This window comes from Neptuniibacter sp. PT8_73 (assembly GCF_047778045.1).
Lineage (GTDB): Bacteria > Pseudomonadota > Gammaproteobacteria > Pseudomonadales > Balneatricaceae > Neptuniibacter.
In genome coordinates, this window is record NZ_CP180545.1 from 1,254,530 (window position 1) to 1,278,486 (window position 23,957).

21 protein-coding genes are annotated in these 23,957 nt (G+C 41.6%); 7 read left to right on the forward strand and 14 right to left on the reverse strand.

The window, feature by feature from the left end; genetic code table 11:
* The first annotated feature begins 27 nt into the window (after positions 1-27).
* The gene (locus ACMXYN_RS05450; protein ID WP_415893846.1) at positions 28-1,251 is read left to right on the forward strand and encodes a GGDEF domain-containing protein; all 1,224 of its coding nucleotides are present in this window, start codon (positions 28-30) and stop codon (positions 1,249-1,251) included.
* A 27-nt stretch (positions 1,252-1,278) separates the two neighbouring features.
* On the opposite strand, the gene ACMXYN_RS05455 is transcribed toward ACMXYN_RS05450, so the two are convergent.
* The 6 genes from ACMXYN_RS05455 to ACMXYN_RS05480 form a co-directional block, all read right to left on the reverse strand.
* On the reverse strand, positions 1,279-1,611 hold the full coding sequence (locus tag ACMXYN_RS05455) for a hypothetical protein (protein ID WP_415893847.1): 333 nt from the start codon (positions 1,609-1,611) through the stop codon (positions 1,279-1,281).
* An 84-nt stretch (positions 1,612-1,695) separates the two neighbouring features.
* Entirely contained in the window at positions 1,696-2,175 is a 480-nt protein-coding gene (locus ACMXYN_RS05460; RefSeq protein ID WP_415893848.1) for a DoxX family protein, read from the reverse strand.
* A 15-nt stretch (positions 2,176-2,190) separates the two neighbouring features.
* Positions 2,191-2,973, reverse strand: coding sequence for a putative DNA-binding domain-containing protein (locus ACMXYN_RS05465; RefSeq protein ID WP_415893849.1), 783 nt, complete (start codon positions 2,971-2,973; stop codon positions 2,191-2,193).
* Positions 2,963-3,874, reverse strand: a complete 912-nt coding sequence (locus ACMXYN_RS05470) for a DUF692 domain-containing protein (protein WP_415893850.1) — start codon at positions 3,872-3,874, stop codon at positions 2,963-2,965. Before ACMXYN_RS05470 ends, ACMXYN_RS05465 begins: the two co-directional genes overlap by 11 nt.
* Positions 3,875-3,901: 27 nt before the next feature.
* Positions 3,902-4,189, reverse strand: coding sequence for a DUF2282 domain-containing protein (locus tag ACMXYN_RS05475; RefSeq protein ID WP_415883922.1), 288 nt, complete (start codon positions 4,187-4,189; stop codon positions 3,902-3,904).
* A 53-nt stretch (positions 4,190-4,242) separates the two neighbouring features.
* Positions 4,243-4,719, reverse strand: a complete 477-nt coding sequence (locus ACMXYN_RS05480; protein ID WP_415893851.1) for a YHS domain-containing (seleno)protein — start codon at positions 4,717-4,719, stop codon at positions 4,243-4,245.
* A 522-nt stretch (positions 4,720-5,241) separates the two neighbouring features.
* Here ACMXYN_RS05480 and ACMXYN_RS05485 point away from each other — a divergent pair.
* Positions 5,242-5,787 carry a TetR/AcrR family transcriptional regulator gene (locus ACMXYN_RS05485; RefSeq protein ID WP_415893852.1) on the forward strand — a complete coding sequence of 182 codons (546 nt, stop codon included), beginning with the start codon at positions 5,242-5,244 and terminating at the stop codon, positions 5,785-5,787.
* A gap of 62 nt (positions 5,788-5,849) precedes the next feature.
* On the opposite strand, the gene ACMXYN_RS05490 is transcribed toward ACMXYN_RS05485, so the two are convergent.
* Together ACMXYN_RS05490 and ACMXYN_RS05495 are read right to left on the reverse strand one after the other, a co-directional pair.
* On the reverse strand, positions 5,850-6,272 hold the full coding sequence (locus ACMXYN_RS05490) for a hypothetical protein (RefSeq protein WP_415893853.1): 423 nt from the start codon (positions 6,270-6,272) through the stop codon (positions 5,850-5,852).
* A 181-nt stretch (positions 6,273-6,453) separates the two neighbouring features.
* Positions 6,454-7,302, reverse strand: a complete 849-nt coding sequence (locus tag ACMXYN_RS05495; RefSeq protein ID WP_415893854.1) for a substrate-binding periplasmic protein — start codon at positions 7,300-7,302, stop codon at positions 6,454-6,456.
* A gap of 220 nt (positions 7,303-7,522) precedes the next feature.
* Between ACMXYN_RS05495 and ACMXYN_RS05500 the strand changes: the two genes are divergently transcribed.
* Complete coding sequence (locus ACMXYN_RS05500; RefSeq protein WP_415893855.1) at positions 7,523-9,988, forward strand: methyl-accepting chemotaxis protein; 2,466 nt, start codon at positions 7,523-7,525, stop codon at positions 9,986-9,988.
* Between the two features lie 58 nt (positions 9,989-10,046).
* Positions 10,047-10,505 carry a CreA family protein gene (locus ACMXYN_RS05505; RefSeq protein ID WP_415893856.1) on the forward strand — a complete coding sequence of 153 codons (459 nt, stop codon included), beginning with the start codon at positions 10,047-10,049 and terminating at the stop codon, positions 10,503-10,505.
* Position 10,506: 1 nt separating this feature from the next.
* Here the strand turns inward: ACMXYN_RS05505 and ACMXYN_RS05510 are convergent, their stop codons facing one another.
* The 4 genes from ACMXYN_RS05510 to ACMXYN_RS05525 form a co-directional block, all read right to left on the reverse strand.
* Positions 10,507-12,822 carry a putative bifunctional diguanylate cyclase/phosphodiesterase gene (locus tag ACMXYN_RS05510; RefSeq protein WP_415893857.1) on the reverse strand — a complete coding sequence of 772 codons (2,316 nt, stop codon included), beginning with the start codon at positions 12,820-12,822 and terminating at the stop codon, positions 10,507-10,509.
* A complete protein-coding gene (locus ACMXYN_RS05515; protein ID WP_415893858.1) occupies positions 12,800-13,846 on the reverse strand; it encodes a spermidine/putrescine ABC transporter substrate-binding protein in 1,047 nt (348 codons plus the stop codon). Before ACMXYN_RS05515 ends, ACMXYN_RS05510 begins: the two co-directional genes overlap by 23 nt.
* Positions 13,847-14,024: 178 nt before the next feature.
* Positions 14,025-15,650: a methyl-accepting chemotaxis protein gene (locus ACMXYN_RS05520; RefSeq protein WP_415893859.1), complete on the reverse strand. Its 1,626-nt coding sequence runs from the start codon at positions 15,648-15,650 to the stop codon at positions 14,025-14,027.
* A gap of 248 nt (positions 15,651-15,898) precedes the next feature.
* Positions 15,899-16,777, reverse strand: coding sequence for an AraC family transcriptional regulator (locus tag ACMXYN_RS05525; RefSeq protein ID WP_415893860.1), 879 nt, complete (start codon positions 16,775-16,777; stop codon positions 15,899-15,901).
* A gap of 295 nt (positions 16,778-17,072) precedes the next feature.
* On the opposite strand from ACMXYN_RS05525, the gene dctP reads away from it, so the two are divergent.
* Positions 17,073-18,143 (forward strand): TRAP transporter substrate-binding protein DctP, encoded by a 1,071-nt coding sequence (gene dctP, locus ACMXYN_RS05530; RefSeq protein WP_415893861.1) that lies wholly within the window; start codon positions 17,073-17,075, stop codon positions 18,141-18,143.
* Positions 18,143-20,410: a putative bifunctional diguanylate cyclase/phosphodiesterase gene (locus ACMXYN_RS05535; RefSeq protein ID WP_415893862.1), complete on the forward strand. Its 2,268-nt coding sequence runs from the start codon at positions 18,143-18,145 to the stop codon at positions 20,408-20,410. Before dctP ends, ACMXYN_RS05535 begins: the two co-directional genes overlap by 1 nt.
* A 6-nt stretch (positions 20,411-20,416) precedes the next feature.
* On the opposite strand, the gene ACMXYN_RS05540 is transcribed toward ACMXYN_RS05535, so the two are convergent.
* Both ACMXYN_RS05540 and ACMXYN_RS05545 read right to left on the reverse strand, forming a co-directional pair.
* Positions 20,417-20,830 carry an MmcQ/YjbR family DNA-binding protein gene (locus ACMXYN_RS05540; protein WP_415893863.1) on the reverse strand — a complete coding sequence of 138 codons (414 nt, stop codon included), beginning with the start codon at positions 20,828-20,830 and terminating at the stop codon, positions 20,417-20,419.
* Positions 20,831-20,925: 95 nt separating this feature from the next.
* Positions 20,926-21,447, reverse strand: coding sequence for a cytochrome P460 family protein (locus ACMXYN_RS05545; RefSeq protein WP_415893864.1), 522 nt, complete (start codon positions 21,445-21,447; stop codon positions 20,926-20,928).
* A gap of 268 nt (positions 21,448-21,715) precedes the next feature.
* On the opposite strand from ACMXYN_RS05545, the gene ACMXYN_RS05550 reads away from it, so the two are divergent.
* Positions 21,716-23,710 carry a methyl-accepting chemotaxis protein gene (locus ACMXYN_RS05550; RefSeq protein ID WP_415894466.1) on the forward strand — a complete coding sequence of 665 codons (1,995 nt, stop codon included), beginning with the start codon at positions 21,716-21,718 and terminating at the stop codon, positions 23,708-23,710.
* Positions 23,711-23,957: the final 247 nt, after the last annotated feature.

The following is a 23,957-nucleotide window of genomic DNA, read 5'->3' on the forward strand; positions in this document are numbered from 1 at the left end:
TTGAGTATCTGTAAAGGGCGCTTGTTGATGGAAAGGAATAGTTTTGTAACGTCTCTGCTTGCTGCTTTGCAATCTAAACTTGCCAGAAAGATAGCCTTCTTTGTTTTTTTATCTCTGATAGTTATCGAGATTCTTATCCTTATCCCATCCTACCTTAAACGTGAAAATGAGCTGGTTTATAAACAAGAAAAACTAGCAGATCTTGTTGTCAAAAATATTTTCTCACAACGCTCTATCCCCTTTGAACTACAGTCCATTGAACAGCTAAATACTTCTCTCTCCATGGATAATATTCTTGGCTTTTCGCTTGAGGAAAATGATCAGTTTGTATCTCGCTTAGGCAAGGTAGAGGGAGAATTGAATGATATTGCTTCTAAAGCTGGGCTCGATAGTTTTTATCATAAAGAAGATGAAAGATTGGATCTTAAATGGGTTTTAAGTGTTCCGGAGGCGGGTGATCGTCAGGTCACAATGCATTTAGATGTAAGTTTCATTGATACTGAGTTACAGATGTATGTGGTACGTATCGCGGGGCTAGTGTTAATTATTTCTGCTTTCGTTACCTTGAGTACGATGGCTGTTTTGTGGTGGCTCGTTTTGAACCCTATTTTAAAGCTGGAGGATAAGCTTAAAATCTTTTCGAATTTGGAAAACGCGGTAGATGATGTTTCTCCTTTTTCTGTTAGGAATGATGAGATTGGGGAGTTGTTTATCGAATTCGGGAAAATGCGACATCGGATACTGCAGGCAGCCAATGAGATTAGTAAGTTGGCAGTTACTGATCAACTTACGGGTTTGTATAATCGAAGGAAGCTTGATGATGCAATGCTTTTGGAGATAGAACGAGTGAAGCGCTATCAAAAGCCATTATCTGTGATTATGTGTGATTTGGACCATTTCAAAATGATAAATGACACATATGGACATAAAACTGGAGATGATGTGATTGTTGCTACCGCTCATTTGATAAAAAAGGGAGTACGTGCGAGTGATATTGTCGGCCGTTGGGGAGGGGAGGAATTTCTTATTATCTGCCCTCATTCGGATCAACAAGGAGCTACAGTTCTAGCAGAAAAGATCAGACTGGATATAGGAGCATATGAAGGTGAAGCGAATTTAGTGATTACAGCAAGTTTTGGTGTTGCAGAATATATTTCGGGAGAGGATAGCCAAGCGTTTTTATGCCGAGCTGATAAGGCCTTATATATTGCGAAGTCAGAAGGCCGAAATCAGGTTCGAGTGGATACATAGGTAGCCCTAACAAATAGAGATTACGAACTATTTGTAAACCTCGGCGAGCGTCGGTCTTTCATTCCTTGGGTATTCAAAAATAGAGAGTGAATTACCGTATTTTTCTTTTAGCTTTTCGACTAACTCTTTGTCGGTTATTAACGAACAGCAGTTATTTACATCATCAGCGTTTCTAAAGTGGCGCCAGCCATTTGTACTGAAAGAAGCGATGATCTCCAGACCATTTTTAATTACTAATTTTTGTCCAACATTTATTTGTAAATCCCGTAGCCTTTGTTGTTGATTTGGAGTCATTATAGCCAGCTTACTGTTGTCGAAAGGAGCTACACTTTTAAAGTTACTCCTACTGTCTATAGGCATAATTTTTACCTGTCTAATGGATTAGTTCTGGGTAGGGATATAAGAGGAAGCCTAAAATTTGACTTCCTCTGAGCCTAGCTCGTTCTAGGTGAGTATTTCTTTATTCATGTGCATTTTCGGATTTATTCTTCGGACCACATTATCGAGTGCAATAGGGCCGGAACCGTAAATGATGATGTGAGTTAGGAGAAGGCCCCAAATGTAGTGCAAATAAAGTGCGGCTGGTGCTATTTCGATAAGGCTAATGACAGCGACAAGGTTTACGATAAATAGTCCTATGGCTGCTACGCGAGTTAATAATCCTGTAAATAATAAGATGGGAAGAGTTAGCTCGCTCATGGTTCCAAGAACAGCAGCTAGTTCAAATGACAGGAAAGGTACTTGATACTCCTCCTCAAAAAGAAATAGCGTAGTGTCCCAATCCTGTATTTTGGTTAAACCCGCATTGAAAAATACTTGGGCTATGTAAAACCGAGACACTATAGATGCCACTATATGAGCTTTATTGAGTACTTTTTCGTGGTCTAAATAATTGTGGTATGTGCTTCTAATCCAGCGAATCATTATGAGCTCCTTATCTTATCGCTTGCTGAGTTTTTTTAGCCATTGTTGTTCTATGGCTTCAGATAACCATTGGCTAAAGTCAAACTGATGGAATTGCCCTAGAAGTTCAGAAAGGTTGTGGCCAGATTGTATGGCTGAGAACCATCGATATTCTGTTTCTGAGATTGATTTGATGCAGGGAAGATGGTCTTTTTGATAGATCACGAACCAGTACGGTTCATCTTGAGGTGTGAGAACAGTTAATAGGCTTTCACTGTTAAGTAAGTCTTTATTTCTGCCTGGCTGATGGATTCGCCAAAGCTCATCAACCCTAATGGCACTTGTAAGCAGGTTTATATTTTCTCCTAGTTGGATATAAACCTTGCCTAAATCGGTGTCGGAGAGGTGAGAAAGTGAAGCAATATCAAGATTCGTCTCTGTGCTTCTTGCTGCTTGCTTTAAATTCCATTCAAGCTTTGCGGTTGTTTCCAAATAAGGATGTTCTTGTTGCAAAGGAGCTTTATTTATTAGAGCTGGTAAGCTTTTACCAAAGTCCGCCCAGTCACCGCTGTTAGGTAGTTCTATCTCTAGAAGCTGCTGAGTTAAAAGCCCCATGGTCTTAGGTCCAAGCATTTTTTCAATTACCGGATAGTTCAGACACAGGGCTCTGGTTGCGGTTATTAACAGGTTGTCTCTATAGATTTGTATTCCTTGTTCCGCAGGGTGGAATTGATGTTCGGTGGAAGACTGAATGCCACTGAATATCATATTGATAAGTGCTGCTTGGCGGTTATCTAAAGCGGTGCGTTCAGATGGCATGGGCAAACTCCTCTGTTGGAAGAGTGAAGTTGTTCATGACTGATTTTGCGTATTCTGCTTGTGCTAATAGAGCATGCCAGGAGGGTAGATCGTTATCCCATTCAATAAGGGTCGTAACGGGACCTGTTAATTGTAATGTGCTGTGGTACAACGCCCAACATTCGTCTGATACGGGCTGGCTATGATCATCAAAAATCAATTCACCCTGCTTAACAGGCGCATAACCTGCGAGGTGAATTTCACTAACGGCGTTTATAGGAATTTGATCTATCCAGACTTCAGCATTAGTTAAAGCGGGTTGTTCACTGAAATTATGGGCATTAACAAGTAAGTTATTCAGATCCAATAACAGCCCACAATCGGTCAAGTGTACTAATTGTGAGAGAAATTCCGTTTCGCTCATTTGTGAATGTGGAAAAGTAATATATGCGGACAAGTTTTCTACTAGGATTTGCCGACCGAGTAGTTGTTGTACTTGATCAATATTATCCGCCATAACTTTTAGGCTTGCTTGCGTAAACTCAAGCGGTAAAAGATCTCCTGCGTGCACTGATTTCCCATTTAAGTGGCTCCAAGTAAAGCAAGCGTGATCAGAGATTAAAATGGGGTGAATCTGCTGTGACAGGCGCTTTAAGCGCAGCAGATACTCTCTGTTTATCCCAATTGCTGAACCTAGACCCATCGATGTAGAGTGCAAACTAATTGGATATTGTTGGGCAATATCGTTTAACAGTTCAGGGATAATGCCGCCTTCGGCAAAGAAGTTTTCGGCATGCAGTTCTACAAAATCAATGGACGATGTTCCCAGTAATGCCTCCTTATAATGCTGGTGGCGTAAACCCACTCCGACCATAGCTTTACAGGTTTCTTCGGTAAATTTATCCGTGTAGAGGCAGGACATCTTTGTTCTCCTAATGAGTGTATATCATTATGATTTTTGCTGTTCGGCGTAACGTTTTTTAGCTTCAGCTTTCAGTAGGCCTCCCATCTCTTTGCATGTACCTTTTGCGACAAGTTTCCATTCACCTGGGTCGTTATCGGTTTTGGACTGGCCTGCACATGAATGTGTGCCGGCTAAATTGCCGCAATCATTTTGGCCCGCAAGTGCAACGCCATAGCACTTTTCTTTACCTGCAGCGTGAGCAGAGGGAAGGGTCGCAATGGTTGAAAGAGCGACTGCTAGAGCGGTTGTTGCTACATGTTGTTTATTGTTCATTTGGGTTTTCTCCAGTTCCTTTGAACTCATGTAAATACGGGGGGCTGTGTTAATTAATCTTCTGCGTTTGCTTGAGCGATAGTTAGGTCTTCAATGCCGCGCCAAATGCGATCTGCAGTTTTGAGGTGACCTGGGATATCAGTCAGCCATTTTTTCTGTACATCTTTATTTAAATTGAGGTAAAGCTTGTGGTCCTTGATATAGAAAGCACTTGGGTCCACGTCTAGCTTCTTGTTAAGTGCTACACCCATTGCACAGTAACCACCAAATTGTGGAGCGTATTTATCGGCATTGGCTTTAAATAGATCGCGGTTTGATGCATTACTGAAACGATAGATCGCCCCTTCATGCGTTGCGGTGAATTTAGCTGAGCCTTCAATAGCTTGGTTTTGTGTGAAATACGCAACAGGGTCGTAACCTTTGATCGCTAAATCGTTGGTTCCAATATTGATTGCTTGAGCAAAGCTCATACTGCTCATTAACAGTGCGCCCGCTGTAGCAGCCATTTTCAGTGTTTTTGTAAATTTCATTTGGTTTTCCTCTATCAGCATTAAATGAACCTCAACGAATTTTGGTTCTAACTGAATGTTGGGTTTTGAGAAAAGGTTAGGACTAATAGGCAAACAGTAAGCGGCTAGCAGTCCTGTAAATGGAGTTGATGCTCCAAAACTTGGTTGGGGTATTGATTTACGAAATTCTGCTTTTGCAATAGGAGAGATTAAGGCACCACATATCAAGCTGAAGGTCATTGCCTTGTTTAGCCGAGATTTAACAAATTTAGATAATGTGCTGACTGAAGATAAGTTAAATCCGCAGAATAGAGTTGAAACAACCTGATTCATAAATCCCTCCCTAAATTGGTAGAACGGTCTGTCTACTTAATAAAATAGACAGGTCGGTCTACCTGTGTCAATCGTTTTTTATAAATTAATTTTCAAAAAGCAGAATGACCATTTGAGCTAGACGCATAAACTCAGTTTGTGCTTTTTTGTTAGAAGTAGACAAACCGTACTACTTTTGCCAAGATGGAATGGCTTTGATAGGAGATAACAATGAGTCAAAAGAGGCAGTTACTGATTGATACTGCGTTAAAGCTTTTTTACAAAAATGGCATTAATTCCATCGGTATAAATGAAATTCTAAAGTCGTCAGGGGTTGCTAAACGTACCCTTTATAATCATTTCGAAAGTAAAGATGCATTGGTGTTGGCAGCCTTGGAGCAGAGGCATGACAACTTTATGGCCTGGTTAGAGAAAAAGCTGGTTGGTACTCAATCTGAAACAGATGTAATTGAAGCTGTGTTTAATGCGTTAAATGGTTGGTTTAAGGGCTTGGAAGCAGAGCTAGGAGATTTTCGAGGCTGCTTTTTTATTAATACTTCAGCCGAGTTTAGTGATGTTGAATGTGAAATTTCTCAATACTGTGGCTACCACAAACAAGAGGTTAGAATTTTAATCCAGAAGTATTTAGGGAAGGATAACCCTGATCTTTTGGATGCAATTTGTATTATGCAAGAAGGGGCTATAACTATGGCTTATATGACAGGAAATTGCGATGAAATTACTGATAAAAGCATCGAAATTCTTAAAAAGCTTTAATTGCGAGTTTTTTTGAGCAGTTGCTGTTGCATGTAAACCTTTCTTAATTTGTAAACTAAAAATTATACATGGTCATCAATAAACCGTAGCTGATGGCCATGAACCCTCTCGAAAAGTTCTGCTCTTGTAGGGCCTGCACCTAGAGGGTAATTGGTAATGGAAAGCGATTTTCCATACTTTTTTGTTAATTCCGCGATAATTTGGGTATCAGATGAATTTGAGTAGTTTTCATTGAAGTCACTACTCTTAGCAAAATACCGCCAACCGTTTTCGGCAAAAGAAGCGATGAACTTTCCATTATATTCTATGACGGTTGATTGTCGGATTGTTGCTTGTTCATAACGTATCTTTTGCTCCTCTTCCGCGCTTAAAATTTGTAGTTCTTTCGGATCAAATACTGAATGAATTTGGTTTAACTCAGCTTTGCTTGAGTCTACTTTATAAGTTTCAGGCTGATTAATAGGGTAATTAAATGGGATTTTCATCTGCGCTTATCCTTGTTGCTGTATACCTAAGTGGGACACGAGCTACATAGAGTAGCGCTGTTGCTAGAAGTTATTTACACCATACGTCCATAAAAAAGCGACGTTACGCCAAAGTTAAAGTAGGGAATCCACTTCTGGGCGTTGGAGCTAATTAGAAAGTAGTCTGTTTGGTACGGTCTAATCAATCCGTGTTTGGAGCTTGCTTGAAATACTGATCATAAAGTTTTTGCGTATACCCCTCTTGTTTAAGCTGATCTAAAGCTTGGTAAAACTGATAAGCAACTGAGTCTTGGTCTACTATGGTGTAAAAGTTCTCAATGCTTATATCGTCGTCAGGGGAAAAGCTTGGGTTTGGGTATTCCGAGAATAGTTTGGATTTACGAGAGAAGCCCATGTTCATTGGTATAAAAGCTTGGTTGATCGCATTGTGATGAATTTTTATACCTATTTCTTCGTAGCTCTCTAAATCGTTGAGCTTCTGATAGTGATCTACTATCTCTATATCCGCAACGTAAAAGTCACCTCTACCTGTTTTAAGTGCTTCTATTACCTTCTCCATGGAAAGTTTGCCCATCTGCGAGATGGTTAATTTGGGATAGATTTGATCCCACTCAAGTTTACTACTGGACAGTTCAACTATAAGCCGCCCCTCAACTTCATCCATGGAATTGATTTCAGGCCAATAATCTAAAGATATGAGCACTTCCTTGGTTTGCAGGCCGTTTGGCAGGTAGAAAATATAGCCTGTTCTCTTTTGCGAAAAAGAAGAACCAGGGTAGAAATCGACTGTACCTCTAGCAAGCTCAAAATGAAGCCGTTTCTTGGGGATTCTGACCACAAGGAGTTCATAGCCAATACGCTCAGCCGCTTTCTTAAAAAGATCTAAATAGAGCCCAGAATCATCGCCATGGCCGCCAATGAGGGGCGGTTTAGCAATTGCTTTGTAGCCCATGATAATTGTTTTTTCGCTTGCGTTAGCGAACGGAGAAAATGTGAATAACAGGATTAACAGGTATAGAAAATACTTCATAGTTTTCTCTGAGCTAAATCTGAAAATCTAAGAATCCGTAACTAAAATACTATTTCCAGTATAGCCAAGCTTAGCGTGAGAAGAGTAAATAGAGCTTGTGCTCTACTAGGTTTTATACCCTTTTATTTTGTCCGTTAATAATTGCGCCAAATTGGTGCAGTATACTGAGGTTATTGTGTGTAATTTCTTGTAGTTAATGACCTAAAAGGCAAGCTTTGAAATGAGCAAGACAACATTATTCAGCGGTATGAGTATTAGTAAAAAGCTGAGAATAAACTTTTTGTTGATTGGTTTGATCCCATTTGCCGTATTGGCTTTGATCGCTATCTACAAAGCCAGTAACTCTTTATCCGAGCAGAGTTATCAGCAGTTAGATGCTGTTCGCGGTATTAAAACTAAACAGATTGAGAATTTCTTTGAAGTAAGTAAGCGCGATGTCTTGGGGTTGTCCAATGTTGTGGCTACGTTTATCAAGACTGACACATTGTCCGATGTCCTATTGGAGGTCAATGTCGAAGGGAAAAACCTGTTTTCAAAGTATTTAGATAGCTATGGTTACTATGATCTGTTCTTGATTGAGCCGGATGGTTTTATCTCCTATACAGTGGCTTTGGAAGCTGACTATCAAACTAATTTAATAGATGGAGAGTATAAGGATTCCAACTTAGGAGATCTGTTCCGTAAAGTGGTTGAGACAAGGTCTTACGCCATTGCCGATTTTGAACCTTACGCGCCGAGTAATGGTGCTCCTGCGGGCTTTATCGGGGCGCCAGTATTTAATGATGCTGGTGAGTTACTACAAGTTGTTGCTTTGCAAATTCCTCTTGATCCGATCAATAAGATCATGGGCATTCGTGAAGGTATGGGTGAGAGCGGAGAGTCCTATCTGGTGGGATCAGACTACCTTATGCGATCTGATTCTTATCTTGATCCAGTAAATCATTCTGTTGAAGCTTCATTTGCAAACCCTAAAAAAGGTAGCGTTAAGACTGAAGCAGTGAAGGCTGCATTAAGTGGCCAAACCGGAAGTCGATTGATCGTAGATTACAATGGTAATCCTGTATTGTCGTCATTTACGCGTTTGAATCTTGATGGGGTTAATTGGGCTCTATTGGTTGAGATTGATGAAGCCGAAGCCTTTGCAGCAGTATCAACCCTTAAGCTTGTGATTGCGATTATCGGTGTTTTGGGTGCTTCCATAATTATCTTCCTTGCTTGGAAAATCTCTGAAGGTATCACGAGACCAATCCAATTCTTATCGAAAACCATTTCGGATGTTGAAGAAAAAGGCGACTTTTCAGCACGTCTTCCTGTGAATTCACAAGATGAAATTGGTCAGGCAAGCCTTGCTGTAAATAATCTATTGGAGATGACTCAACAAGCGTTAAAAGATACTAAGCAAGTTATGAGTCAGATGGCTCAGGGTAACTTTTCGACCCGGGTTAAGCGTAATTTGAAAGGTGATCTTGCTGAGCTTAAAACAGCGATTAACCAGAGTTCTGATCAAACTGAAGCAAGTATGCAGGCGATTGGTAAGTTGATGGAGCAACTATCTGCAGGTGAGTTTGATAGCCAGATTGATACCGAACTGCCAGGTCAGTATCAGGTGATGTTGACTACAACTCAGGATGCGATGGCAAATATAGGTAGTGCAATTGCGAGTGTGAATAGCATCATGGCTGCTATGGCTCAGGGTGACTTTGATGGTCGTATTAACGATCTTTTACCAGGACAGTTGAATACACTTAAAGAAAATCTGAATGATTCTTTAGAAACGATTAGTACTGCGACAGCTGAGGTTGTAAGGGTTTCAACACTTCAAGCCGAAGGCAATTTAGTTGCGAGAGTTGAAGGTAATTACTCTGGGCGTTTTGAGGAATTACAGGCGTCTATTAACTTCGGTCAGCAAAGTATGGGAGCGCTAGTTAAAGAGGTAAGAAATTCCGTTCGTGATGTCTCAGGAGCAACTAAAGAGATCTCTTTGGGGAACCACGATCTTTCGGAAAGAACTCAGCAACAGGCGGCTGCACTTGAAGAAAGCAGTGCAAGCATGGAGAAGATCAGCGTTGCAGGGCGTACCACTGCAGGTGATGCGCAACAGGCAAACAAGGTGACCGATCAAGCTCAAAAGCTCTCTAAGCAAGGTACTGAGGTCATGTCTCGGGCTATCGAAGCGATGGCGGAGATAAAAGATTCCAGTAAGCGTATCAATGAAATTACTGGTTTAATCGATAGTATTGCTTTCCAAACCAATTTATTAGCCCTCAATGCTGCTGTAGAAGCGGCTAGGGCGGGTGAGCAAGGACGAGGTTTCGCTGTAGTCGCAAGTGAAGTTCGTCAGCTATCACAGCGTTCTGCGCAAGCGGCTAACGATATTAAGAAACTGATCTCTGATACGGAAGACCGTATTGAAGAGGGATCGGATCAGGTTCAACTCTCTTCTGAATCTCTTCAAGGAATTACTGAGAGTATTCAGCAGATGTCGCAATTGGTTGGTCAGATATCCGCGACGAGTAAAAACCAAGCGGATAGCATTGATCTTGTGAGTGGTTCTATTGTTTCTATTGATGATTCGACCCAGCAAAATGCAGCATTAGTTGAGGAGGTTTCAGCGGCTGCAGAATCAATGCATGAACAAGCTAATCGCTTAAATGAACTGATGACGCGATTTACTACGGAAGATTAAGGCTGTTTTCAGAAAAATCAGGCAAACTTAGTGGGCGCAAATTTATTTAAGGATGAAAATGAAAAAACTATTGTTGGTCGCAGCTCTGTTAGGTTTGTCTGGTTGCAGTGATGAGCAGGAAGTAGGTGATGTTTCGCTCGGTGTATTAACTACTAAGGATATAAAGATTAGTGTCTTGGTTGACCCTATAGTGACCGGTGTCACCTGTCATGTAGCAAGTATTGAAGCGGACCTCGATTTTGCTGATCCAAGTGATTCTTCAATTGCTTGCCGTCGTACTGGGGTAATCAATAAAGCGATGCTTGAGAAGATTGATAAATCTAAATCTGGAGAAGTGGTTTTTAAACAATCGAAAAGTATCTTCTTTAAGTCGATGAAAATTCGCCGTATTTACGATCCTAAATCACAAACATTGATGTATGTGTCTTACTCTACTAAGGAAACTTCGGGTAGTTACAAACATAGTTTGTCTACAGTGCCTTTATGGGGAACAGAGGCGTATCAGAAAACCAATTAACTTAGCCGCTTTGGTAGTCTGTAAACCACTGTTCTAAGTCGCCTATCGGCATAGGTTTTGCGATGTAATAGCCTTGCTGAAAATCACAGCCTACTTCTATAAGTAGGTTGTGTTGTTCTTCTGTTTCGACCCCTTCTGCAACGACCGTAATATCTTGAAAGTGACAAAGATCTACCAAGGCTTTTGCTAGTGTTTGCTTCTCGGGTAGAGTGATTCGATTGACCAGTTCGCGGTCAAATTTGATTATATCTACTGGATAATCAACCATCTGCATCAGGCTTGTATAGCCCGTACCGAAATCATCGATGGCGATTTGGAAGCCTAATTTTTGTAGCTCACTCAGCCAGCCTAAGGCATTCTGTTCTTGGCTTAAGGCGAAAGTTTCTGTGATCTCTAAAATGATTTTGTTTAGCGGGATCTGAGTATTGGTACTTAGTTTTTTCAGTGTTTTTATAAAACGTTCTGAACCTATCTCCGCGGAAGAGATATTAATAGAAAGTTCAAATTGTTCCCCGAACAGTTCACCTAATTCGGGGAGATCATTGAGGGCTTTGCAGGCTACCCAAAGATCTATTTTCTCAAAAATTCCAGTGCTTTCAGCAATTGGAATAAATAGATCAGGTGGGACAAAACCGAGTTCTTTCGAGTGCCAGCGTAATAAGGCTTCACAGCCTTTGATCGAACCATCTTGATTGATGATCGGCATATAGTTGAGTGTAAATTCTTTGTCGGGGTTTAGGTTCTTTAATTTAGTTTCAATCTCTTTTCTTTGACGATCCCGTTTCGCGAGCTCTTTTGAATAGACCGCTTGTTTATTTTTACCGGATTTCTTGGCTTGATACATGGCCAAATCAGCATTGGAAATTAGCTGGGACAGCGTATGCCCGTCCTGCGGGTAAGTCGCTAAGCCGATGCTGGCTGTGACAGGGAAGTGACCCAGTTCAAAGTGATAACCGTCGGCGAACAGGTGCAGGATCTTTTCGCACAGTTTCAGCGCTTGTTCGGTTGATACATTTGGCAACAGAACTATAAATTCATCGCCAGACAGACGGAATGCTTGAGGAAGCTCCGCGTCGAACTTTTTGGCGGTTATGTTGATAATGTTATTTAAACGTAGGGCTACGGCTTGTAGTAATTTATCCCCCACCTCGTGACCGTACTTATCATTTACGAACTTAAAGTTATCTAAGTCTAGATAGATCAAGCTGATAAGACTTTCGTTTTTCTCTGCTTCTGCTATTTGATGAGATGCTGTCTCGTAAAAAGCTGCGCGGTTGGGTAGCTGAGTCAGTGCATCTGTTCGAGATTGCTGGTGGCTTTTTTGATAAGACTGATGCAGTTGCTCATAGAGGTTGTGGAACTTTCGACCAAGTCGACCAATTTCATCATGAGATTGCGGGGCATCAATATTTTGTCTTTCATGCGTCGTGACCTCCGTAAGCTGTTGATCCAGCTGAGAAATAGGCGCAGTGATAAATTTACGGATCAAAAGTTGCAACAGAGTGAAAGTAATTAGCGATCCTAATACAACAATAAATAGTAAGCGCTGCTTTAGGTTGGCTAGTAGATTACCCAAATAAGAAGGTGAGGGTGTAATACCCAAATAGTAGTTCGACTTGAGCTGAACATTTGCATACAGCTTATTGGCTTCAGGGCGATTGTACTTATCGGTAAATACAACGATTGCTTGGAACTCTTCTTGTACTTCTTTCAAGAGGGCATCAAAGGCTGTGGGTTTTGCAGCAATGATGACTTTAAATGTGTCTTCCAGTTGGATGAGCAATGGGGTGGTAAGTGTCCGCGAATCGATCGCAATCCCCTGTTGCATGATGGAGCCTTGTGTTTGAAAGTGGTGTTCCCAAATATTTAGTTTCTTTTCTACTCGAATAGTTTCAGCTAAACGCAGTTGCTCGTCCCTAATAGTGGAGAAGGGATCAGTACTGTTTTCTATGTAAAACAACACGTCATCATTTTCATCTAAAACAGCTAGGGAAATGAATTCGGTTAAATTATTGAAATAGCGCTCGATCGCTGATTCTAAGTTATTCGTTAGCATTCGATCCCGGTAAATATTGCTGGTGTCTCGAATAAAGTGTTCTAGGGTTTCCCCTTCAAGTAGAGAAACAATATAAGCATCTAGAAAACGATCATAGGTGGAGAATTCAGAGTGCAGCGCGCTTAAGCGAAGGTTGAGCTTGTGCTGTTCTAATTTTTGAATAGATTGACTTTGTTGTTCGTACGCGACCAAGGCGGCTAGCGCATAGCTGACAAAAATAATCGGAAGTATGAGAAAGCTAGCGCGTTTGTTTAGATTCATGAATATTAACTATAGCATTCGTGATTCGTAGACGTTGTTTGATGTTCTCATTACTTAGCTTTTTATAGAGTTCACTTTTGTTTTGGATCGCTTGGCTAGGGAAAACTTCAGGGTTATCTCTAAACTCTTCTGATAGTTCTGCCATGGCTGCATTATTTGGGGTGGCAAAGTGGAGGCGTTCGGCATTGGCTGCTGCTACTTTAGGTTGGTTTAGGTACTCGATAAAATCTAGCGCAGCTTCGATATTTTTAGAGTTAGAAGGTATAGCCAAACAGTCGACCCACAACACTGTACCTTCTTCAGGGACAACGTATTTCCAAAGCCCCTCTTGGCCAACTTTTTCATTCATTGCTAATTGATCACCGCCATATCCCACAGCCATATATAGTTGATCAGCTTTAGGTGAAGATTCTATAAATGTGATGGGATAGTCGTATGTCAAAACATAATCAACTTGCTTTTTTAAGCTGTTAAAGGACTTTTTTAAAATTTCTAAATTGTCAGTATTAAGAGGATCACCATTCATAAACAGGACCGGTGCTAACAAATCTGTATAGTCATTAAGCATACCGATATGGCCTTTGAGTTCCTCTGAAGGCTGAATTATCTCTTTCCAAGAGCTTGGTGGGCTAACCTTATCCGAACGGTAAATAATGCCGAATGTTCCCCAGAAGTACGGTACTGCATATTTTCCACACCGTTCTCGCCAAAAAGTCCCCATCAGTTTAATACTAGGCAAATTTTGTTCGTTGATTTCTACAAATCGGCCTGCTTCGCCGAAGCGCTCGGCGACGATTTCATCAACAACCGCTATATCGATATTGTGCTGGTGTGCTTCTAGGAGGAGTGCATCACGTTTTTCATCGCTATCAAACTTGATTACTTCAACGGTATGACCTGTGCTGCTTTCCCACTCTTGTTCTACTTGGGGATCTAGGTAGGCATCCCAGTTGAGCATTTGAATAGTTTCAGCGCTGAGCTGAATAGGAAGAAGTAATAGTAATGAATACCAAAAACATCGCATACCAGACTCTCATTATTATTATTTTTGATCGGGCTCAATTAGCATTATCTTTTTTATAGCAGCCTTCGAGCGCTATTGATAGAGGCTAATTTTGCGTTTGGGAATATGAAGGGTTAGAGAGAAGGGAATTGGCTGAAAAGAGCGGTAATGGTCCCAGACCATTACCGCTAGGGGATAATTACACTTGGAAATGCTGTACTTGTTGACGAAGCTCTCTTGCCAAAGATGCCAGTTGTTCACTGTTATTTGCTGTAAGTGTCGCGCCACCTTGAGTTTGCTCAGCAATCATAGAGATGTTATTGAGATTATTACTCATCTCCTCTGCTACTTGGCTTTGTTGCTGAACCACTTCGGCTACAGCGCTGTTCATCTCCATGATCTGTTGCACATTAAGGACGATGTCATTGAGGTGCTCACCTGCAGAGGCTGCACGATCAATACAGTTTTGCGCTTCTGAGTGACTACTGCTCATCATGCTAACTGCACCTTGGCATGCTGTTTTTAAACGGTCATTTAGCGATTGAATCTGATCCGTTGATTCCGAGGTGCGCTTAGCAAGTACGCGAACTTCATCAGCAACAACGGCAAACCCTCGGCCTTGCTCACCTGCTCGGGCCGCTTCAATTGCAGCATTCAAAGCAAGTAGATTGGTCTGATCGGATATATCTCGGATTACGCTTAGAATGCTCTCTACTTGCAGAGTGTCTTGCTCGAGTTTTGTAATTACATCGGCTTGGGACTGGACTTGCGCGGCTAAATCGTTAATGGCAGAAATTGTTGTTTTTACAATTTCATCGCCCAAACGTGCAGTGCTTTCTGCTTGCACAGTAATTTCTGCCGTTTGCTGGGCATTGTTAGCTACATCTTGAGCTGTGGCTGACATCTCTTGCATAGCTGTGGCTAACAATTGAGTTTCCCCGTGTTGTTGTTTTACACCAGCTGAAGTTTGTTCTGTTGTTGAAGCCATCTGTTCTGCTGAACTTAAAATGTGATGGCTTGAGTTAGTTAACTTTTGAATGAGTTGTTGTTGGATATCAAGGGTATGGTTAATCGCTTTACTGACATCGCCCAATTCATCTTGGTTTTTAATATCAATGCGAGCCATCAATTTGCCTTTTGCGACATTCTCCATAACCTCAGTCATATGGCTTAGTGGCTGAGTAATAGAGCGGGAAATGATACTAGAAAGCCAAACGACGAATGGGATAACAACAGCAAGGAATACTAAAGCTTCTGTTAACCTTGAATAGAAACTGGCATCTAAATCATCGACATAGACACCTGTACCGATCACCCAACCCCAAGGTTCAAAAAGCTTAAAGTAGGAGATTTTTTCTACTGCGATACTTTTGCCAGGGCGCGGCCAAAGGTAGTCTTCATAGCCTTCATTGTTTTGCCGAGCTGTATTGGCGATGTTCGTGAACAGGGCTTTACCTTGGCCGTCTTTGAAACTACTCATATCTTTGCCATCAAGTTCAGGCTTGATGGGATGCATTATCATGCGAGCATCAAGGTCATTAATCCATACATAATTATCGCTGTCATAGCGCATTGCTTGAAGGGCTGAGAGCGCGCGTTTTTGAGCAGCGGTTTGATTCAAAACACCTGCTGCTTGTTGCTGTTGGTAATGATCAATAATGCTATATGCCATTGAGACAGCATGATTGGATTGGAGTTTTCGTTCTTGCAATAAATCTGATCTGTATTCCCACAGGTCGTACGCTTTCATAGCGATACTAACGCTGAGCAACAACAGGATGATTGCTGTTAACTTGTGAGTAACAGACATCTTAGTGACAACCATCGTACTTAGACCCTTTAGTAATTAGGTTATATCGAATTTCCGCTCTTTAGTGATTGTTCGATATTCACCTTATATTAGGTATCTTATAAGTAACCGAAGGTATTGTTTTTATGGTGCTTTTAGAGGGACTTTAGGGAGTAAATAACCCTTTGTTATCAAAGGTTAATTTGTAGGTATGTGAACAGTTGTTTGAATATGCGTAGAGTAGGCTTATAAGTGCTGGATAAGCCTACTCTACATGCGTTTATTTAACTTATTAAGCAATAGATTCGGGTAAGTAGTTCTGAAGGTGGTGTATTTTTAGGGTCATTTAAATACTCCTCGAATGGAGGGAAGTTAGATGCTTCCATGCCGCTTTGCGGTAGCCACTTTCCAAAAAACCAATCGTATGGTTTCTCCAATTCTGAATATGGGCCTTTAAATACAACCGTCGCACATCTTCCAGCGGGTATTTCTAGATATTCAGGTTGCTCTTCAATCGTATCAGTTATCGGGGCTTCAACGGTCAGACAGGCATGTGAGCGGAGTTCTGATTTGTCCACGCTACCTGGGTCGTTGTAGTAAATACCAAACGAACGGGTTTTGTCTGTGACAAGATTATGAGTTCCGGCAAACATAAATAGTTTTTCAAATGCTTGTCCTATCTCCAGGTAGTCGCCCTGATGTTCATACCCGATCAGGCCTTGCTTTTCTAAATCAATAAATTCGACATCAAACATATTCCTTTGCTCCTGAGCTATGTGAGGGATATCAGCCTTAAAACTTTCTATGGGTGCTGATGGCTGTTTAAAGCGAGCTCGATACTTACTAGGTGTTTCCTCGTACCGTTTATGAAAAGCGCGACTAAACGCTTCTAAGCTGGTGTAGGAAACCGACTTTGCAATGGTAAGTAACGAGTGATCAGTCCGAATTAGTTCTGAGGCTGCTTTTTGTAGGCGAAGGCGGCGTACCGTAGCGTTGATGGTTTCATCAGCGACTTTTCGATAGATCCGGTGGAAATGGTAGGGGGACATAGCAGCAATATCGGCCAGCTTATTTACATCTAAATCCTTATCCAGATTATCGTAGACATAGTCGATCACTTTACATAAGCGTCGTCTGTAGTCGTTTCCGGTACTTTGTTTCATAGCGTCTCCTCCTATCTCCATGCTAAAGGAGCTCGATCTGATAATGTTTGCGCAATTTAGAGTAATACTGTTTTGGTTAATAGTTAAGAATTTAACTTGTTGAAAAGTTGAGGTTTTTTTACGGATCAATAACCGATAATCCTATGATTAGTAAGGATATTGTGTTACCAATGCATCTAACTAGATTCCAATTGTTCTTTGAGAACTATAGTGAATAGACAGAAGCGTATTAGTTTCTATAGTTAATTTAGAACCCAATTGTAGTTGTGAAGTTATAGTCTATTTGGAGTGGATTATGTTTCATCAGGCCGTAAAGTTCTTTCTTGTTTCCTTCTCTTCTTTCTTACTAGTACTGGGTATTTCTGGCTGTACTGAGAAAGAAGAAAAAATCTATACGTGGCAGTTGCAGTCGCAGGCGACAGAAACCAGTATAGATTTTAAAGAGCTCAAGCGTTTTGCTGATAATGTTAAAGCGATGAGCGGTGGACGTTTTCTTATTAAGCCTCATCCCGGTGGTGTAATTACCGGTGGTCCTGATATCTACAATGCAGTTAAAGAGCGCCGTGTTGAAATGGGCAATGGCTGGCCGAACTGGTGGTCGGGGCAGCATCCAGCTTGGGCGCTGATGAATGCGGGTCCTTTTGATTTTATGAATCTTGATGGCTCGATGATGTTCTTTTATGCAGGAGAGGGTCAACGACTAGCCAATGAACTTTCAAGCCCTGATGGTTTAATGTGGCGCCCTGCGTGGTGGGCAGGGATGGAATTTGGCCTACTTTCGAAAACCGAGATTACAGGTTTAGATGATCTCCATGCGAAGAAGATTCGAATTGGACCGGGGTTACCTGGTGAGGTGTTAGCGGCAGCAGCGGGTGCCTATACACTGCCAACGGTCCCTCAAGAGATCCGCCCAGCATTGGAGAACGGAGATCTTGATGCTGTGGAGTGGACTACAGCAGGTGGTGCTTGGAATCTTGGGTTACATGATATTAGTAAGCATGCCATTGTCCCAGCTATCTGGCAGCCCTCTGTATTGGCCGATTTTCTAATTAACAAAGAAGCGTTTGATGAGTTACCACCTGATCTGCAGGCAATTCTCGAAACTGCGATTAAATCCTATACTTTAACCACCACGTTGAAGGCTAAAACGGAAGATTTTGAAGCCTTTAACCTTTTCTTAGCGAATGATTTTAATATCAATACATGGAGCCCTGAGGATATTGAGCGTTGGAGAATAGTGTCTGATAGTATTTTGGATGACTACGCCTCTCGTGATCCATTGAGCAAGAAAATCATTGAGAAAAAACAAGAGTTCAAGGAAGCTTACAACAACTATTATCAGTGGTTTGGACCATACGATAAATAATGTTTAGTAGACTGACCGTTCGTCTCCTTGTCATTCTGAGTTTAATCACTTTCTTAGTAATGACTGTATTTGTGATCGTGCGATTTAGCGTTGCTTCTGAATTGATGCAGAGCAATCTGCAAGAGCGAGGCCACTCTGTTGCTGAGCGAGTCGCTAACTCGGTTAGACCCACCATATGGAATGTTTATAAAAAAGCTTATGATCGCACCTATTCGGTAGAACTTGCCTCTGCCATTCTAGATTCTGAAATGTCATCTCCTTTTGTGGAGGGCATTAAGGTCTACGGTAATTTCGGCCACCTTTATATGGGCCGAATTAAGATTGATGGTGAAATCCGTCAGTTTGAGGAGAAAAAGCACGCTGGTGCGTGGTCGGGGTTTGATAATCGAATCCGCTACCCGATCAAAAGTGGTGAGGTGAGTATCGGTAATGTTGAGGTTAGTTATAGTGATAAATCATTAACTGAAAGCCTCTACCAAAATCTGATTGTGGAAATCACTCAGGTCGCAGTGGTGAGTCTACTCTTTGTTGGTTCTCTCTATATTATTCTGCGTTTTGCTCTTGTCTCTCCTATGCGCTCGCTCCAAGTTGCGCAGCAAGCATTAGATGCTTTAGATGAGGCTGTGTTTGTAACTAATGAACACGGTCGCTTAGTTGATATTAATCCTGCTTACAGCAAAATCACTTTTTTCGTAGAAAGTGAAATTCTCGGTTTGCTTCCTGATATTCAACCTTTCGATGAGAAAGGCGTGGATTTCAGAGCGATGATTGATGAAACGTTTCTGACTGATGGGAGTTGGTCTGGTGAAGTGATTGGTCGGAAAAAAGATGGTAGTACGTTCCCAGGATGGCTCAATCTCAACAGGGTAGAGCGGCAAGATGATGAGGTTACGTATGTAGGCGTATTATCTGATATCGCTGATAAAAAAGAAGCGGAAGCAAAGCTGCATGCCTTAGCTTATTATGACTCCCTTACCGATATGCCTAATCGTCACTCTTTCTTGATGCGTTTAGACGAAGAGATCAAACGTGCGCGCAGAGAAAAAACTAAAGTTGGTTTGCTCTATTTAGATCTAGATAACTTTAAATGGGCTAATGACCAGTTCGGCCATGCGGTTGGTGATAAACTGCTGATCAGCGCCGCCGAAAAGTTTAAAAAGCGTCTTCGTGATTCGGATATTTTATATCGCATTGGTGGTGATGAGTTTACGGTCATCGTTACTCACTTTGATGATGCGACCGATCTTATTGGTCTTGCTGAGGACCTTGTCGCACAGGCTGGTGAAAACTTTGTGATCGATGGTCATGTGATGAAACCGGGTGCCAGCGTCGGTATTTCTACATTCCCCAATGATTCTGACAACGGCAAAGATCTGATTATCCAAGCTGATACGGCGATGTATCAGGCGAAAGAGGCTGGCCGGGGACAGGTTCGGTTTTTCTCCTCAGATTTGGAGCTACAGCGACAAGCTCAACAGCGGATTGAGCAGGAATTAAAGCAAGCGTTGAGCAAAAATGAACTGCAGCTGTTCTACCAGCCTAAAGTGCGAATCCAAGATGGCGAGTATGTATACAACAGTGCTGAAGCGCTGATTCGTTGGTTGGATGACGGCGAAGTGGTTTACCACCCTGATCAATTCATCGAGATAGCAGAAAAAAGCGACCTGATTTGTGATCTAGGTTATTGGGTCATTTTCCAAGTCTGTAAACAGCTAGCTAAATGGAAAGAGGAGGGTATCGTAGGGCATAAAATTGCAATTAACCTTTCTCCTCGACAGCTTAAAGACGCCAACCTATTTGATTATCTGTTAGAACGAATGACGCGCTTTGACATCGATCCTGGCCAGCTTGAATTAGAGATTACTGAATACGCAGTCATCGAGAATATTGAACATTCAGTGAGCACTCTAAAGAAACTCAAGACTCTAGGTGTATCCATTGCGATGGATGACTTTGGTACCGGTTATTCTTCTTTGAGTTATCTGAAACAATTGCCTGTTGATGTGTTGAAAATTGATCGATCTTTTATCCAAACATTGCCATTTGAGCAAGGTGATATAGCCATTGTAAATGCGATTTTCTCGATGGCCTCAGCGTTAAATATAGAAGTGGTTGCGGAAGGTGTGGAAACATCAGATCAATTAGGTTTCTTAATTAGGCATCGCTGCCATATGGCGCAGGGCTACTATTTCTCTCCTCCGATAGCACCTGAGAAATACTCTGCTTGGCTAACGGAACACTCTCAGTCTCATGAGAAGGATGCATAGAAGAAGTTAACGGTAGAGCTCTTCTTCAGAATATAAACGCTCTAGTTGTTGTCGTTCTATTTTCTTTAAACTTTTCACAACTAAGCCATAAGAGCGATCAATAAGGCGCTCGATCTCTTTTGTAGGCATGGAATCTTTTAAAACAACACTAATCCAGTGTTTCTTAGACATGTGGTAAGCGCTTCGTACTTCAGGGAAAACGTCCCTGAGCATAATCGCTTCTTCAGGATCGCATTTCAGATTAAGGAAGTGGTAATTCGCAAATTCAGGCCCTAACTCTTTGCCTGTTGATCCACACTGGCCTAACAAGGCAAACATTTTTCCTTTTACCTTAAACACTGGTACATCAGGCATAAAGGGAAAATCCAGTTGTGATTCCGGACGGGATAGACAGTATTCCTGAGCGCTTTTCGCATCCATGTTTTTTGCCAATGATCTGAATGGTTACAAAAAATAAAACCCTGCTTCAAACATCATGCTGAAGCAGGGTTTAGAATACTGCTTTTACAGACAGATTACTTCATCGATTGTTCTGTCAGGATATGCTCATAGGAGAACAGGTGATGGCTGTCTTTATAAGGTGCATGACAAGCGGCGCAAGCGGTTAGATCTTTGTTAGCGCGTTTGCCATCAGGTTTAAATGCAGCAAAATCCCAGTCATCATTGCCCATGCCTTTAGGGTATTCAGCTGCAGCACCTTCACGGCGCTCCATTACCGCTACTAGTGCAAATTTATCTTTTAGGCGTTGACCCAGCTTAGAGGTAAGCACATTACCTTCTGCGTCTTTTTTAGCTTTATATACCTCTGCCACAATGACAGAACCATAAGGTAATTGGCCATTTTCCTGCGTACCGCTCAGACCTTTATCGTTAATATACAAACGAATGTATTGGTCGTGATTTTGAGTGCGGTTAAGGGATAAATAAGGGGTGAAATTGGTTTTATAGCCTTCAGGGAAATCAACCTGATCGCCTGGACCCGCCCAGCATAGAGTCGTTGTTAACAGCCCAGCTGCCATAGTGGATAGGAGTTTCATTTTACATCCTCACTGTATTTATTTTTGTTGTAGAAAAACTCTTTATAAATGTATTTATAATCCATGTTTATTGTTTGATCAATACTCCTTTTGACCCTAGATCTTTTAGGTAAACGGCGAAGCTCTTTTGTATGAAAATTGCTCAAGCAGGCGTTGGAGTGGTGGACTAGTAAAAATGGCAGTTTACTTTATTTGGTCTACAGTGGTTGAAGCACGCAAAAATTGTGCAGGGATGTTGAATTAAATTTGTTCCATGGAGGGCAGTGTGATGTTCCGTTCACTCACCATTCGTAAAAAAATCTTAATGTCATTGCTCTTGATGGGACTCGTTCCTTTATTAATTGCTATCAGTGTAGCGATTATCGATAGCAGTGATGCACTTGAACGTTCTGTTTATCAACAGCTGACCGGTATAAGGGAAATCAAAAAGAGGCAAATAGAGAATTATTTTGCCGAAAGGGAGATTGATTTAAACCAATTGGCTGAAATTGTGCGTTTGAGACAGTCTAGTCAGTTAGATAATTTTGTATCGCATCAGGTTTCTGCTTCCTCGGATCAGGCATATGCGAATTTTCAAAAACAAGGTGGCTACTATGATTTGTTTTTGATTAATCCTCAGGGAGATATTTTTTATACGGTTGAGAGAGAACCTGATTTCGGAACAAACCTAATGAATGGTACTTATGCCGATTCAAATTTAGCCCGCTTATTTAAGCAGGTGTTAGGCACTGGAAAGTTTGGTATTACTGATTTTTCACCCTACGCACCTTCAAATGGTGCAGCCGCAGCCTTTATAGCACTGCCTATCAAGAATGCTGAAGGATCGATAGAGCTGGTGGTTGCTTTACAGTTATCGATTACTGATATCAATGCCATTATGGGGGAACGTAATGGCTTAGGTGAGACGGGGGAGACGTATCTGGTTGGACCTGATCATTTAATGCGATCCGACTCATTTTTGGACCCTATTCACCATACTGTTTTGGCGTCTTTCGCAAATCCAGAGAAAGGTAAGGTGGATACTCAAGCGGCGAATGACGCTTTAGCTCAAAAGACTGGAACAAACATTATTATCGATTACAACGGTAATCCGGTTTTATCTTCCTATACACCTGTCACTATTAAAGGTTTGCAATGGGCCTTATTAGCTGAAATGGATGAAGCCGAAGCGTTTGCTCCTATACACGATTTGCAGTGGTTGCTGGGCTCTTTACTAGTTAGTTCATTAATTATTATTGTATTGGTGGCTTTAAAACTTGCCGGATCACTTGCAAACCCGATCAGCCGAATTTCTCAGCATATGAAAGAGATTGCCAGTGGCAGTGGCGATTTAACGGTTGAATTAGAAGTGAAAGGCAGCGATGAAATAGCTCTGCTATCGAGCCGCTTTAATACGTTTGTAAATAAAATTAGAAATACTGTAAGTGATGTCGCTGAATCCACAAAAGTGATGGCTGAGGCTACAGAGCAACTCTCTCAAAATGTAGACACAACTCAGGTTTCCATTAATCAGCAGCAACAAGACACTAGCCAAGCGGCAGCGGCCATTAATCAGATGACCTCAGCGGTGCAGCAAGTTGCATGCAGTACCAGCGAGGCGCTGGCGGCTACACATCAAGCACAACATGATGTTGAAACAGGTTTAAGAGTAACAGAGCAAACCATTGATGTGATCAATGCATTAGCGTCTGAAGTCGAGCAAGCAACCCAAGTTATTCAACGATTGAATAAACAAAGCGATTCGGTCACGACTGTTCTCGAAGTCATTAGAGATATTGCTGACCAAACAAACCTGTTGGCGTTAAATGCAGCAATAGAAGCCGCTCGTGCAGGAGACAGCGGCCGAGGCTTTTCTGTTGTGGCTGATGAAGTGCGCAATCTTGCACAAAGAACCCAAGCTTCAACCGAGGAAATTGATACGATTATTACCGATCTACAAGGTTATGCACGTAGTTCGATGGATGTAATGAATAAAGGCAAGGTCATAGCTGCCAGCGGGGTTGAGCAAGTAGCGGAGACCGGTGCAGCACTAGAACGTATTATCACTTCAGTTAACCATCTGACAGAGATGAATACGCAGATTGCGACAGCTTCAGAACAGCAAGCCCACGTTTCTGAAGAGATTAATCGCAGTATTTTGAGTATCGATCAAATTGCACAGGTTAATGCCGATGGAGCGAGCCAAACTCAAGAATCTAATCTTCGTTTATCTGAGCTGAGTGGCCGTTTGAAGCGCTTAGTTGGAGAGTTTAAATTGGCTTAAATGATTTGATTGATGTCTATTAAATAGGCTTATTATAGGGAAGGTTGCTGTATCTGCTTCTTTGGTAATTTGATTTTAGGTTAATAGGGCAGCTTTTCAAGCTGCCTGACAACACGAGCCTTTTCAGTTCATCTTATAAAAAATCCGTTTACTTTCCTTCCGTCTGCAGCTTTCGTGTAGTAGGTGTTTTTTTCATTGGCATCAGCTTCAGTTAGCCCTTTATAGACGTCGCAATAGCACTCATTTT